Below are 13,902 nucleotides of genomic sequence, written 5' to 3'. Positions count from 1 at the left end.
TTTTATTAAAATCAAATTTTGTATAAAAAAAGAGTCCTTTTTGCCCGGCAGCTCCGTCAAAAAAGACTCTTAATTACTTTTAGAATCGATTATACATAGCTCCCCGGAAAAATTCCGACAGTCCATAACCTATTAAGCTATGTCCCAGTTAACCAAGCTCCATTACTTGGCACTTCGGCAAACAACCCTTTCGTTAGTTTCTTTGCTGAATGGAAAACTCCACTAACTAATTTTGTTATTTGCGACCTCTATTTGATTTGTTAAAATCATAACTAATAAAGACTAATAAGTCAACAGATATTAAATAAAAATTTAATTATTACTATATAATTGTAATTAAAAACGTCGCTTTCTTACTAAGTTTTATTTGCTTATTTAATTAAATGGTGGTAATTTCACACTAACAAAATTCCGTGAGGTACTAACAATGAAAGTAGTTAAATTTGGTGGAAGTTCACTTGCTGATGGCAATCATTTCGAACAAATTATTAAAATTATCAAAGCTGATCCCGAACGAAAAGCCGTGGTAGTTTCAGCACCAGGAACTCGATTTAAAGGCGATACAAAAGTTACTGATTTATTGATTCAATACGCTAACGCAGTGTTAGCCAACGAAGATTACCAAGAATTACAACAAGCAATTATTGCACGTTATCAAGATATTACAGAGCATTTCCAACTAGATCCCAGCATTTTAGCAAAAATTACACAGACAATTGAACAATTACCATCCCAAAATTATCCAAACGATGACTATTTAATGGCAGGTTTTAAAGCTCAAGGCGAGTATTTAAATGCCTATACTTTAAGCCAAGTTTTAAACCAAATTGGGATTAAAACTAAATTCATGGATCCGCGAAAGATTGGTTTCTTAGTAAGCGACAAAGCTCAAGATGCTCGTGTCTTACCTGATACATACGATAACTTGGAAAAATACCGCAATCCCAATATTCATTTGGTATTTCCCGGCTTTTTTGGAATTACGAAAGATGATCAAATTGCAACTTTTTCGCGTGGTGGTTCTGATATTACTGGATCAATTGTTGCCAAAGGCTTAAATGCCTCCGTGTATGAAAACTTTACTGATGTAAACGCAATTTATTCGGTCGATCCACATATTGTTAAAGATCCAACCAGTATTCATGTGATGACATATCGAGAAATGCGTGAACTATCATATGCTGGTTTTTCCGTATTTCATGATGAAGCTATTATTCCGGCTATCGAAGCTAAAATACCCATTAACGTTAAAAATACTAGTCATCCAGAATTACCAGGTACCATGATTATTCCCGAAAATGAGTTTGAACCGACCAATTTAATCACTGGAGTCGCCAGTTCTAAAGGATTCTCGGCATTATATCTCCATCGATACTTGTTAAATAAAGAAGTTGGATTTACACTTAAAATTCTCCAAATTTTATACAAATATGATGTTTCATATGAACACATGCCCTCTGGAATTGACGATTTAACCATTATTTTTGACAACAAACATCTTACCCCTGTCAAAAAAGAAAAAATTTGTGCTGAAATTAACGCTGCTTTGCATCCTGATCAGCTGGAATGGATTGATAATTATGCTATTATCATGATAGTTGGTGAAGGAATGCAGAAAAGTTCGGCTACCATCGAAAATATCATTCGTCCTCTCACCGACCATGATATTAAAATCCATATGATTAACCAAGGGGCTTCTAAGATTGCTTTAATGTTAGGAACTGATGACGAGGATGCTGAAAAATCTGTTAAACTAATCTATCAGCATTTCTTTGATAATAATCGTATCGTAAACTGAAAGGACTATCATGATCGAACTACTCAAAGTGCACGGATCCGAAAACACCTTTTTCATTCTAGATGTCACTCAATTTGCTAAGCAACCAACATTAGATGAAATTTCATCCTTAACGGTCGCTTTAAAACAATCTGATAATAAAAATTTAAATAACATTGATGGGATTTTAGTGGTCGACAAATCTGACCATCTTGAATGTCTTGGTAAGATGACCGTTGTTAATGCCGATGGCAGTATTGCTTCAATGTGTGGTAATGGACTACGAACCATCTCACGATATTTAGCTAATAAATACGATCAGAACAAATTCAAAGTAGAAACAAGAGACGCTGATTTAGCAGTAGAAAAATATCCTGATTTAGCCGACCAAGTGCCGACTTTTGGAGTTACAATTTCTCCCATCCGCTTCAATCAACAGGCATTTCCTTTTTCTAATCTAAAAACAGAGCAGATTAGGGATCAAAAAGTTCCAGCATTAGATCCAGATTTAAAGTTTACTGCAATTGCCGTTCCCAATCCTCACTTGATTAGCTTTGTTTCAGAAACAGTTTTAAAATCTGATAAACTCAAAAATTTAGGGACTTATTTAAACGGAGAAAATCCTTATTTCACAGATGGTGTCAATGTCAATTTCGCTCAAATTCTTGGTCCCGATACATTATTTGTGCGGACTTTTGAACGCGGAGTTGGTTTTACTAACGCTTGTGGAACCGGGATGTCATCAACCAGCTTAGCCTATGCAATTAACCATTATCAAGGAGATTTTGCTAAAACAATCACCGTTTATAATCCTGGCGGCATGGTAAAGGTTAAAGTGACGAGTAAAAATGGCAAATATCAGCTACAGTTAATTGCAAATGCTACCAATCTAGGTCACTTAAATCTTAGTGAATCTGATTTGCTAAATCACAACTTTGCAAATGCTGATTATCAGTCAACTAATGAAGAAGCCGCCTATCAAAAATGGGTAACCAAGCTGCAAGCTAAGAGTTAAATCGTTTTAATTTTAAGTTTTTCTAAAAAATGATTGACGTACATCAATTTTGATGGTTTAATCATAAGTAACAACAACAGAAAGGAATATGAACAATGAACAAACAAATGATGACACAAAACAACTCCTCCTCTAACTCTACTTGGTAAGTATGTATCTAAGTAAGGTTAGTTTAGGATGCCTAGTTAGATACTCGTTGAGTTACTAACTAGGTCATCTGATGTTCGTTTATATTCTACGATTATCAAATCACGTAAAAGAGCCTAGTTAGTTGAACTAACTAGGCTCTTTTTTACAAAATTTGAACTTAATATCGAGGAGATTGGGATAATGGCTGAACAAAAATTAAAACGAACTATCGGATCGTTTAGTGCTTTAGCATTAGTAATGGGAACTGTGATTGGGGGCGGGGTGTTTTTTAAAACCGCTAGTGTGGTAAATGCTACGCACTCAGTTAGTTTAACCCTCTTAGCATGGGTTGTGGCTGGAATTTTAACCATCTGTGGAGGATTAACTGTAGCTGAAATAGGAGCTGCAATTCCAGAAACTGGTGGTAGTGTGCAATATATGCGGCATACTTACGGACCACTTAGCGGGTTTCTATTAGGTTGGGCAGAAATGTTAATCTATGTTCCCGCCAATATGGCAGCTTTAGCTATCATTTTTGGCACCCAAGTCACAACTTTACTCCACTTAAACATGGCATTAGCAGTTCCAATTGCAATTGCAGTTGTCATCTTTATTACGGCTTTAAATACCATGGGAGCCAAAGTTGGCGGAACAGTCCAATCAATCACTTTAATTTTCAAATTAATTCCAATTTTCTTAATTGTAGTAGTAGGTTTAATCATGCCTGGTCACATTGATGTAACTTTTGTGCCAATCGCCCCTACAAATCACGCTAATCTTCTAACAGCCTTTTCAGGCGGTTTATTAGCTACTATGTTTGCTTATGAAGGCTGGATTAATATTGGCGATATCGCCGGGGAAATGAAAAATCCAAAAAAAGATATCCCTAAAGCAGTAGTATTAGGATTAACTTTTATCATGGTTATCTATGTATTAGTGAACTGGATCTTTTTGAAAAACATGCCAATCGATGCTATCGCCGGGAATACTAATACTGCTGCCGAAGTTGCGGGTAAATTATTTGGTGAATTTGGTGGTAAACTAGTCACCATCGGTATTTTAGTTTCGGTATTTGGGACTGTAAATGGTTATACCATGACTGGTGCTAGAATTCCATATGCTTTAGCAAGTAAAAATCTATTGCCATTTAGCAAACAATTTAAAAAATTAAACAAAGCAGCAGCACCCTATGTTGCTAGTCTGTTTATTTTAACTATCGCTATCATCATGATTTTATTAGGAAGTTTTGATCTTTTGACCGATATGCTGGTCTTTGTAATGTGGATTTTCAACTGTCTGCTCTTTATTGCCCTCTTCGTACTGCGCAAAAAAGAACCCGAATTAGAACGTCCCTACCGCGTGTTGTGGTATCCAGTAGTACCTATTATTGCTATTATCGGAGCATTGTTTATCGTAGTAACCACAGTAATTAATGAAACCGGACTAGCAATGGTTGGTTTAGCAATCACTCTAGCAGGCATCCCAGTTTACTATCTGCACCAATACTTAATTAAAAAATAAATTCATTCTTACACTTACAAATAATTAGTGCTACACTTGCTTTTATTAACTAATAATAAGGAGAATAATTATGACCACAATTAATGTAATTCTAGGTAGTGTTCGCGAACCATCCATGGGAAATAAAATTTTAACCTATCTTGAAAACCATCAAGACGAATTGGAGCTGCAAAGTGAAGCTCATCTGAACTTTATTCGCATTTCTGACTATCATTTAGATGACTATAATCAGCCTTTACCACCATTTAATACTCCTGATTATGTCAATACGCTGCCTGAAAATGCCCAAAAATGGGTAACGGATGTTTATAATGCAGATGGATTGTTATTATTGTTGCCAGAATATGATTTTTCCATTCCGGGAGCATTAAAAAATGCTTTGGATTATCTCGGTTCTGGAGTAAATAATAAGCCAATCCAAAGCATTAGTTATTCAATGGGCGGCTTTGGCGGTTTGTTGGCATCAATGGCCATCCTGCCAGTTTATCAAGCTTTAAACTTAATTACATTACCCCATAATCTTCATATTAAAAGCGTGCAAAATGTTTTTGAAACCAATGGAGAATTTAAAGATGATTTAAGTCGTAAAAAACAAGATTATTATGCAGAAGCAATTAAAAAAGTAGTGGTTAATATCGCCCACTATGCTAATTTACTTAAATAAATACCGATTAAGCCCGTAAAAATGATTTTTACGGGCTTTTTGCTTCCAAAAAATCGTTAATTAAATTCAAACTAAAGTAGGAATCAACTTTAATTTATGGTTGCAATCTATATTATACGATGTATAATATTAATATAAGCAAAGGGGTGGGTTATTATTGCAATTCAAATTAGTTCTGAAGTTTTAGAAGGAATGGTCTTAGCCTTATTATCGCATCAAGATTATTATGGTTATTCCCTAACTCAGGACGTTAAATATTTCATACCAATTTCAAATTCAACGTTATATCCAATTTTAAGAAGATTAAAAAAAGAAAACTGGGTTACTACTTATGATCGACCCTTTGACGGACGTAATCGTCGGTATTACAAAATCACAAATTCTGGATTGACTCAGCTAAATCAAATCAAAGCCGATTGGATTGAACATAAAAAAGTCGTTGATCAAATTTTCGATACTAAACAGGAAGGTGAATAAGATGCCAAGCGACAGTCAACAATATATCACCGAGCTCAAATATTATTTAAAAAACGTACCTAATAAGGAACGTGATGAAGCAACAAATTATTATACTGAATACTTAGAAGATGGAAACCTATCTGACTATAAAAAAATCGTTAATAACTTGGGAACCCCACGTCAATTAGCACGTCAAATTGCCGCCAATTATTCCATCTCTCAAGATGAAAAAGAAACCAACCAAACTGCTGTTAAACACAAAAGTGTTAATCAAAACATTAAATTAATTGTCACTATTTTATTAGCATTGGCTTCTCCAGTTTTATTAACTGCTGCGCTTGGTTTGCTGTTCTTTATTATCATGGCGATTTTTGTTATTAGTATTTTATTGTTCTGCAGTTTAGTGACAGCTGTAATATTAATTACCATGGGAATTACTACCATTGCTTCAAAGGGGCTAATTGCCTTTGCAGCTTTAGGATTAGGAATTTTAATTATTGGAATTATCGTTACATTGATTCCACTTTGTTATTTCATTATTCGTTTTCTCATTCAAAGTTTATCAGCTCTATTAAAACGAATCTTTAAACGCAACCAACTAGAAAAATCAACTACTAGGAGTGATAACAATGGTTAAATTTATGAAAATTACTCTCATTACCGGCCTGCTTTTAACCGTCTTTGGGTTAGCAATTGGCTTAACTGGATATTATGGCGGTGGTCAAATGAAAGGGTTTGAAAAAGCATATACGCATAATAACAATCATATTGGTTTTGATTTTGGCGATGATGACGGCGACTACGATTAAACGGAGGTAGCATTTTATGACAAAAATTTTGAATTTAATTCCCTGCTTTTTAACCCTCATTTTAGTTTTAGCTATCATTATCGTGGCACTTATTTTTATTTAACAAAAAACCATCGCAACTAAGCTGCGATGGTCTCTTTATTATACCTAGAAAAAAGCTTGATAACCTAAATACAACGATACAATAATAGCAAAAATACTAATCCCATATTGCATCACCTTGGAAGGAATAAAACGAACCACGATTGGTCCTAAATACCCTCCCAAAAATAAACCTACTGCAATAATCGGTACTACTAACCAATCAATTGGAATGGTGAAAATAAAGATGATAACTGATAAAATATCAGCACATAGAGCTGCCATATTTCGAGTCGCATTATATTCGGCATATGGAGCAGTCGTAATTCTAGATAGCACTGCTGTTAATAAAACCCCAGTTCCAGCACCAAAGTAACCTTCATAAACTCCAACCGCTGCCAAAGCAATAATTGAGACAAGTTTAACCCAAGTTTTAACTTTTTGTGCGGAACCATGTTTTTTAGGAAGTGCCATTAAAATTCCTGAAAAGAGAATAATAATAGGCACAACTTTTTTAAAACTCTCTGTAGAACTATATAGTAAAATAATTGAACCAAACAAGGATCCAAACGTTACTAATGCTGAAACTTTAATCGTTTCAGGAACATTGGATTTTAACTCTTTGCGCGATGACAAGACCGCACTAGCATCACTAAATAACAATCCAACCGTAATGGTTACATTTGCTGTAATCGGTTCAATTCCAACATATAACATAGCTGGATACAAGGCTAGAGTTGCCATACCAACAATCCCATTGAGAGTCCCCGCAATGATACTTGTTACCACTAAAATAATAATATTAGTTAATGTAAACATTGATTAACCTCCATTTTTACACTCTAAGTTTAATTATCTACTCTCAATAAGGTTAATTCAAGTTAACTTAGATCATCTCTCTACATAATATCTAAACAAAAATGCTCAATCACTTTTAAATAGTGATTGAGCATTTTTTGATTTTTAATCTGTAATAATTTTATTAATAAAGTCTTGTGCCCGTTCTGTTTGCGGATTTTCAAACATTGCTTCTGGATCACTCTTTTCTTGAATATAACCGTCAGCCATAAACCAAACTTGATCGGCAACTTTCTTAGCAAATCCCATTTCATGAGTCACAACTACCATTGTCATTCCCTCATTAGCTAGCTCTTGCATTACACTAAGAACTTCACCAACCATTTCGGGATCCAAAGCACTGGTTGGTTCATCAAACAACATGACTTCAGGATTCATTGCTAATGCTCGTGCCATAGCAACCCGTTGTGCTTGTCCACCGGATAAACTTGTAGGATAAACATCTGCTTTATCTTTTAAACCTACCCGGTCTAATAAATCAAGCGAAATTTTAGTGGCCTCTTCATCGCTTAAGTGCTTAACTTTTTTAGGCGATAATTTCAAATTTTCTAACACTGTCATATTGGGAAAGAGATTAAAATTCTGAAATACCATTCCCATTCTAGCACCTAGACCAGCAATTTCGCTATGGGTTAACTTAGTCATATCTTTGCCATCAAATAGAACTTCCCCACTAGTGGGATTTTCTAATAAGTTTAAACAACGAAGAAAGGTACTCTTACCAGATCCGGATGGACCAATCACACAAATTACCTGACCAGATTTAACTGTTCCATCAATTCCCTTTAAAACCTCGTTATCGCCAAAACTTTTCTTTAAATCTTTAACTTGAATCATTACTTTATCATCAGTTTTAGTCATGGTTCATCTTCCTTTCAAAGTAGTTTAATACTCTAGTTAGAGTAAACGATAATACAAAGTACATTACCATTGCGACTACGATTGGAGCAACTCCCCGATAAGTATCTGCTCGAACGATATTCAGTTCATAAACGATATCCGTAACTCCGATGATTGAAACGATTGAACTTTCCTTGATGATGGTAATAAATTCATTTCCTAAAGCTGGCCAGATGTTTTTAAAGGCTTGTGGCAAAATCACAGATACCATAGCATCTTTCTTTGAAAGTCCTAAACTTTTAGCTGCTTCAGACTGTCCTTTGTCAACAGAAGCAATTCCGCCCCGGATAATTTCGCTCACATATGCACCACTATTCAGTGAAACTGCAATAATTCCGGCTGTCAATGCAGGAATATTAACTAATACTCCCAGTCCAAAGTAGACTAACAAGACTTGAACCATCATTGGTGTTCCACGTACTACTTCGGTATAACTAATTGAAAACCAACTAAATGGTTTAAATTTACTAATTCTCATTAAAGCAAGCAAGACCCCTAAGATAATTCCAATGATTGATCCAACAATTGAAATAATCAAAGTATATTTCAGCCCATCAGCAAAATACTTCCAGTAATGCCACATAGAAGTATTTTGAACGTTTACTTTCATATACTTTCCGGCATTTTTAATATACTGCTTAATCAGACCATCATGATGGACCTTATCAATCGTTTGGTTGGCTGCTTTTACTAATGAACTGTCTCCCTTTTGAAAAGCAATTGCTGAACCGATTTCATTTTTACTTAACTTATATCCGGATTTAACTGCTACTAAATCCTTATCGTTTGCTACATAGGCTTCAGCAACTGGTTTTTCTACTCCAACTGCATCAACCTTATTAGTTTTAAGTGCTAAAACTAAATCTGGTGTTTTAGACATTTGAGTTATTTTAGCATCATGAATGTTTTTCTTAGCCAGTTGAGCTTGTAGTGTTCCTGACTGAACTCCCAGCTTTTGTCCTTTTAGACTATTTTTATCTTTGATTTTCCCAGCATCTTTTTTGTTAACTAAGAAATCTTGGCCACCATTATAATATATTTTAGAAAAATCAGCATTCTGACGACGTGCTGGAGTTGGATTAATTCCCCCAATTGCCATATCGGCTTTCCCAGTTTGCACAGCTACTAACACAGAATCAAAACTCATATTCTTAAAAACCGGTTTTACATGTAAATCTTTAGCCATCTGTTTAACCAGATCGACATCAATTCCTTGATCGACCTGTTTACCATTCTGATTAACTTGAAATTCGTAAGGGGGATAATCGGGCGAGATTGCGACGACCAAGGTCCCCTTCTGTTTGACTCGATTCAATGATTGATCCTCAGCATGCGCTGGTCGAGATGCAATACTACCTACACATAACGCAACAACGACTAACAACATAAACTGCATGACAGTTTTTAACTTGGATTTACACATTGAACTTCATCTCCTTAAATTTTTATTAACTAAAAGTTAATTTTTAATATCATATCATTGAACATCATAAAAACCAACCTTAATTTAAAAATTTTATTATTTTAAACAAACAAAAAGCCAAAGTACTAGGACTTCGACCCTTCAAAATTTATTTTTTTAATTCTTGTTTAGCCTTCGCTATTTGCTTTCTAACTTGTTCAAATCCAGTTCCACCTTCGGAATTTCTCCGTTTAACTGCTACTTCTGGAACTAATTCTTCGTAAACGTCGTTTTCAATCATAGGGGAAGCACTTTGTAATTCTTCTAAGCTAATATCTTGTAGGTCTCGTTTCGTTTGAATACAGTTTAAAACAAGTCGACCAACAATCCCATGGGCTTCTCGAAATGGAACTCCCTTAGCGGCTAAATAATCAGCTAACTCGGTTGCATTAGAAAGATCGTGTTCAGTGCTATGCTTCATCCGATCCTTATTAACTTTAAGCGTTTTTAACATACCATTAAAGATCCGCAAAGCTGGCATCAAAGTTTTAACGGCATCAAAAACTCCTTCTTTATCTTCTTGCAAATCTTTATTATATGCTAACGGTAATGATTTCATTGTGGCTAACAAGCCCATTAAATCCCCATAAACCCGACCACTTTTTCCACGAATCAACTCAGCCATATCTGGATTCTTTTTTTGCGGCATAATTGAGCTACCAGTCGCATATTCATCGCTTAGCGTTAAATATTGAAATTCATAGCTGACCCACATACTGATTTCTTCACAAAAACGCGATAGATGCATCATTAAAATCGAACTATTACTCAAAAATTCCAATGCAAAATCTCGATCAGAAACTGCATCTAATGAATTAGCATAAACTTCGTTAAATCCTAATTCTTGTGCCGTAAATTGTCTATCAATCGGAAAAGTTGTTCCTGCTAGAGCCGCTGCTCCTAATGGCAGCATATCAGTATGTTTCTGGTTAAATTCAAATCGTTCTTTATCACGTTTTAACATTTGATAGTAAGCCATTAAATAATGTCCATACGAAATTGGCTGAGCATGCTGCAAATGTGTATAACCCGGCATAACCGTTTCCACATTTTCTTCTGCTATTTTAACCAAAGTAGTCTGTAAAGTCGTAATTTCAGCAATAATCTTTGGAAGTCGTTTCTTTAAATATAAATGAAAATCAGTTGCTACCTGATCGTTTCGAGAACGAGCTGTATGCAATTTACCAGCTACTGGCCCAATGCGATCTGTTAGGATTTTTTCAATATTCATATGAATATCTTCATTATCATTGGTAAACTTTAATTTGCCAGCATGAAGATCTCGCTGAATTGCTTTTAATCCAGCTACAATCTGACTCACATCCTCATGAGTTAAAATCCCAGTTTTTTCCAGCATTTTAACATGAGCTAAAGAACCTTCAATATCTTCATCAGCCATAAGTTGATCAAATGAAATTGAAGCTCCAAACGAGTCAACCAATGCATCAGCTTGTTGTTGAAAACGCCCGCCCCATAATTTATTACTCATGGGCTTTTCCTGTTTGTTTTTCATTTTTAATCTCTACCTGTCTATTAACCTTAGTTGGCAAGCCCCATAACTTAATAAATCCTTCAGAAGCAATTTGATCAAATGAGTCAGAGGAAGTATAAGTTGCTAAGTCTTTGTCGTAAAGTGAGTTAGCTGATTTCCGACCTAACACTGTAACATTGCCCTTAAACATTTTAACTTTCACGGTTCCACTAACATTTTTTTGTGAATCTTTTAAAAAGGCTTGTAATGATTCCATTAATGGTGAGAACCAGATTCCATTATAAATGACTTCACTAATTTCTTTTTCAATTACTGGTTTAAAATGGGCCAAATCTCTTTCAAAAGTTAAATCTTCAATTTCTTTATGAGCTTTTAATAACACTTCTGCACCAGGAGTTTCATAAACTTCTCTAGATTTAATCCCAACTAATCGATTTTCAATATGATCAATTCTTCCAATCCCATTTTTACCAGCAATCACATTTAATTTTTGAATAATATCAGAAAATTTCATTGACTGACCATCTAACACCACTGGAATTCCATGTTTGAATTCAATTTCAATCGTTGTTGGCTCATCTGGAGTAGCTTCAATTGGTTTAGTCATATCGTATGCATCTTCAGGAGCACTTTCCCAAGGATCTTCTAAAATCCCAGCTTCATTAGCCCGACCCCAAATGTTACTATCAATTGAATATGGAGAGTCTAAATCAATTGGAATATCAATATCATGATTTTTAGCATATTCGATTTCTTCTTCTCTAGACCAATGCCAATCACGAACTGGACTTAAAACATCTAGATCAGGGGAAAGGGCGTGAATAGCAACTTCAAATCGAACTTGATCATTCCCTTTACCAGTACAGCCATGTGCAATTGCATCAGCATTTTCTTTTTCGGCAATCTCTACTAATTTTTTGGCAATCAATGGTCTTGATAATGCTGAAACTAGCGGATAGGAATTTTCATACATGGCATTTGCTTGAAGTGCAACTGAAGCATAATCATCAGCAAATTCATCCATTGCATCAAGTACATATGATTTAGTTGCCCCTACTTTAAGTGCTTTTTCTTTAATAAATTCTGGATCTTTACCCTCTCCAACATTAATACAACAAGCAATAACATCGTATCCCTTGTCTTTAAGCCATGCAATCGCAACCGAAGTATCCAATCCTCCAGAGTATGCTAAAACAACTTTCTTTTTTTCGTTTGACATTACTAACTCACCCTTTTCCAATTTAAATTATTTATAGGTTACACTTTAAATCATACATTTTCAATAAAAATTGCAAAATAAAAGCAATATCAACTTAATGATATTGCTTTTATTAATTAAGATATTTTTTCAGTTTTAATTTTATGAACGTAATTGGTTGCTTTTTGGTGGTTAAATTCATGTTCTGATGTCCCAATTACCACAGTTGCCAACGAGTTTCCGACCACGTTAACAGCTGTTCGTCCCATATCAATGAATCGGTCAATTCCAGCAATAAAGGTCAATCCTGACATTGGCACACCAATTGTTGAAACGGTTGCCAGTAATACTACAAATGAAGCCCCAGGAACTCCAGCCATTCCTTTAGAAGTAATCATCAAAACAACCGCTAAGGTTATTTGTTGACCAATCGACAAGTGAATTCCGTAAGCTTGAGCCAAAAACAAGGCAGCCAATGATTGATAAATTGCTGAACCATCCAGATTAAATGTATATCCGGTAGGAATTACAAATGAAACAATTGAAGGACTAACGCCAAAGTTATCCATCTTTTGAATCATCTTTGGCATTACTGCTTCCGAACTAGCAGTTGAAAAAGCTAACATAATTTCGTTTTTAATCACTAATAACAAACTTGAGAGTTTGAAATGGCAAAGTCTGGCCACCAATCCCATAACCACTAGTACAAAGAAAATCATAGTTAAGTAAACCAAAATAACAAAGTAACTAAGTGGAATTAGGGCTTTAATCCCTAATTCTGCAATAGTAACTCCAATCAAAGCACAAACTCCAATTGGAGCGAGATGCATGACCCAGTTCGTAATTTTAAACATAACTTGCGAAACTGCATTCATAAAGTCGACAATAATCTGTCCTTTTTCTCCAATTGCTGCTGTTCCTAAACCAAAGAAGACTGAGAAGACAATTACAGGCATCATGTCTCCTTTACTTAACGATCCAAAAATATTAGTTGGAATTAAACCAATTAATGTTGACCAAATCCCAGTATTTTTGGAATGCTGTGCAGTAGAAACATACTGACTAATATCCATTGATGAATGCATTTGATGTACATCAATTAATGTTCCAGGGTGAAAAATATTTCCAATGATTAATCCTAAAATAATGGCAATCGTCGTCATAACTTCAAAATAAACTAGCGTTTTTCCACCAATTCGGCCAACTTTACGAATATCACCCATGCTAGCAATACCAACCGTCAAACAAGATACCACAATTGGCATTACAATCATTTGAATCAAGCCGATAAACATAGTTCCAATACTTTGCATTGCAGTAATGGCAGTTTTATTTTGATAAAAAATAATACCTAAGATAATCCCTAGAAACAACCCAATTACAATTTGCCAACCCAATGTGACGCGTAATTTTAATTTCCTTTTCACTAGAATTCCCACCCTTTTTTGTAATTGCATTGATTATACAATAAAGAAAATGTTTTCACAAAATCAAAAAATTATTGATTTTAATTTTACAAGTACTTTTGATCAGTATA

The 13,902-nt window shown here is 34.9% G+C and carries 13 protein-coding genes and 1 riboswitch; of the genes, 7 read left to right on the top strand and 6 right to left on the bottom strand.

Annotated features, from left to right (window positions below):
- Window positions 1-88 precede the first annotated feature (88 nt).
- Window positions 89-259: riboswitch (Lysine riboswitch) on the bottom strand.
- A gap of 168 nt (window positions 260-427) precedes the next feature.
- The 7 genes from AC0GLR_RS00255 to AC0GLR_RS00225 all read left to right on the top strand — a co-directional run bounded on the left by AC0GLR_RS00255 (window position 428) and on the right by AC0GLR_RS00225 (window position 6,374).
- On the top strand, window positions 428-1,798 hold the full coding sequence (locus AC0GLR_RS00255; RefSeq protein WP_495604833.1) for an aspartate kinase: 1,371 nt from the start codon (window positions 428-430) through the stop codon (window positions 1,796-1,798).
- A gap of 10 nt (window positions 1,799-1,808) precedes the next feature.
- Window positions 1,809-2,792, top strand: a complete 984-nt coding sequence (gene dapF / locus AC0GLR_RS00250) for a diaminopimelate epimerase (protein WP_495604832.1) — start codon at window positions 1,809-1,811, stop codon at window positions 2,790-2,792.
- Window positions 2,793-3,122: 330 nt separating this feature from the next.
- Window positions 3,123-4,442 (top strand): APC family permease, encoded by a 1,320-nt coding sequence (locus AC0GLR_RS00245; protein WP_495604831.1) that lies wholly within the window; start codon window positions 3,123-3,125, stop codon window positions 4,440-4,442.
- 70 nt (window positions 4,443-4,512) lie between these two features.
- Window positions 4,513-5,106, top strand: a complete 594-nt coding sequence (locus AC0GLR_RS00240; protein ID WP_495604830.1) for an NADPH-dependent FMN reductase — start codon at window positions 4,513-4,515, stop codon at window positions 5,104-5,106.
- A gap of 156 nt (window positions 5,107-5,262) precedes the next feature.
- A complete protein-coding gene (locus AC0GLR_RS00235) occupies window positions 5,263-5,583 on the top strand; it encodes a PadR family transcriptional regulator (RefSeq protein ID WP_495605387.1) in 321 nt (106 codons plus the stop codon).
- Window position 5,584: 1 nt separating this feature from the next.
- On the top strand, window positions 5,585-6,202 hold the full coding sequence (locus AC0GLR_RS00230; RefSeq protein ID WP_495604829.1) for a DUF1700 domain-containing protein: 618 nt from the start codon (window positions 5,585-5,587) through the stop codon (window positions 6,200-6,202).
- On the top strand, window positions 6,195-6,374 hold the full coding sequence (locus AC0GLR_RS00225) for a hypothetical protein (RefSeq protein WP_495604828.1): 180 nt from the start codon (window positions 6,195-6,197) through the stop codon (window positions 6,372-6,374). Before AC0GLR_RS00230 ends, AC0GLR_RS00225 begins: the two co-directional genes overlap by 8 nt.
- Window positions 6,375-6,521: 147 nt before the next feature.
- On the opposite strand, the gene AC0GLR_RS00220 is transcribed toward AC0GLR_RS00225, so the two are convergent.
- The 6 genes from AC0GLR_RS00220 to AC0GLR_RS00195 form a co-directional block, all read right to left on the bottom strand.
- Complete coding sequence (locus tag AC0GLR_RS00220; RefSeq protein ID WP_495604827.1) at window positions 6,522-7,274, bottom strand: sulfite exporter TauE/SafE family protein; 753 nt, start codon at window positions 7,272-7,274, stop codon at window positions 6,522-6,524.
- A gap of 144 nt (window positions 7,275-7,418) precedes the next feature.
- The gene (locus AC0GLR_RS00215) at window positions 7,419-8,174 is read right to left on the bottom strand and encodes an amino acid ABC transporter ATP-binding protein (protein WP_495604826.1); all 756 of its coding nucleotides are present in this window, start codon (window positions 8,172-8,174) and stop codon (window positions 7,419-7,421) included.
- Window positions 8,167-9,636, bottom strand: a complete 1,470-nt coding sequence (locus AC0GLR_RS00210; RefSeq protein ID WP_495604825.1) for an ABC transporter substrate-binding protein/permease — start codon at window positions 9,634-9,636, stop codon at window positions 8,167-8,169. Before AC0GLR_RS00210 ends, AC0GLR_RS00215 begins: the two co-directional genes overlap by 8 nt.
- 148 nt (window positions 9,637-9,784) lie before the next feature.
- Complete coding sequence (gene argH, locus AC0GLR_RS00205; RefSeq protein ID WP_495605386.1) at window positions 9,785-11,164, bottom strand: argininosuccinate lyase; 1,380 nt, start codon at window positions 11,162-11,164, stop codon at window positions 9,785-9,787.
- Entirely contained in the window at window positions 11,157-12,386 is a 1,230-nt protein-coding gene (locus tag AC0GLR_RS00200; RefSeq protein ID WP_495604824.1) for an argininosuccinate synthase, read from the bottom strand. Before AC0GLR_RS00200 ends, argH begins: the two co-directional genes overlap by 8 nt.
- 116 nt (window positions 12,387-12,502) lie before the next feature.
- Window positions 12,503-13,792, bottom strand: a complete 1,290-nt coding sequence (locus AC0GLR_RS00195) for a cation:dicarboxylate symporter family transporter (protein ID WP_495604823.1) — start codon at window positions 13,790-13,792, stop codon at window positions 12,503-12,505.
- Between the last annotated feature and the right edge of the window lie 110 nt (window positions 13,793-13,902).

The organism is Fructilactobacillus sp. YLN 2412 (genome assembly GCF_059488745.1).
The sequence above is the reverse complement of the archived record's forward strand: the minus strand, read 5'-3'. Positions and strand labels throughout refer to the sequence as shown.

Excerpts from the sequence above, each read along its gene's own strand:
- dapF (WP_495604832.1), top strand. The coding sequence starts at position 1,809 with ATGATCGAACTACTCAAAGTGCACGGATCCGAAAACACCTTTTTCATT.
- AC0GLR_RS00220 (WP_495604827.1), bottom strand. The coding sequence starts at position 7,274 with ATGTTTACATTAACTAATATTATTATTTTAGTGGTAACAAGTATCATT.
- AC0GLR_RS00215 (WP_495604826.1), bottom strand. The coding sequence starts at position 8,174 with ATGACTAAAACTGATGATAAAGTAATGATTCAAGTTAAAGATTTAAAG.
- AC0GLR_RS00255 (WP_495604833.1), top strand. The coding sequence starts at position 428 with ATGAAAGTAGTTAAATTTGGTGGAAGTTCACTTGCTGATGGCAATCAT.
- AC0GLR_RS00240 (WP_495604830.1), top strand. The coding sequence starts at position 4,513 with ATGACCACAATTAATGTAATTCTAGGTAGTGTTCGCGAACCATCCATG.
- AC0GLR_RS00210 (WP_495604825.1), bottom strand. The coding sequence starts at position 9,636 with ATGTGTAAATCCAAGTTAAAAACTGTCATGCAGTTTATGTTGTTAGTC.
- AC0GLR_RS00245 (WP_495604831.1), top strand. The coding sequence starts at position 3,123 with ATGGCTGAACAAAAATTAAAACGAACTATCGGATCGTTTAGTGCTTTA.
- AC0GLR_RS00225 (WP_495604828.1), top strand. The coding sequence starts at position 6,195 with ATGGTTAAATTTATGAAAATTACTCTCATTACCGGCCTGCTTTTAACC.
- argH (WP_495605386.1), bottom strand. The coding sequence starts at position 11,164 with ATGAGTAATAAATTATGGGGCGGGCGTTTTCAACAACAAGCTGATGCA.
- AC0GLR_RS00230 (WP_495604829.1), top strand. The coding sequence starts at position 5,585 with ATGCCAAGCGACAGTCAACAATATATCACCGAGCTCAAATATTATTTA.
- AC0GLR_RS00200 (WP_495604824.1), bottom strand. The coding sequence starts at position 12,386 with ATGTCAAACGAAAAAAAGAAAGTTGTTTTAGCATACTCTGGAGGATTG.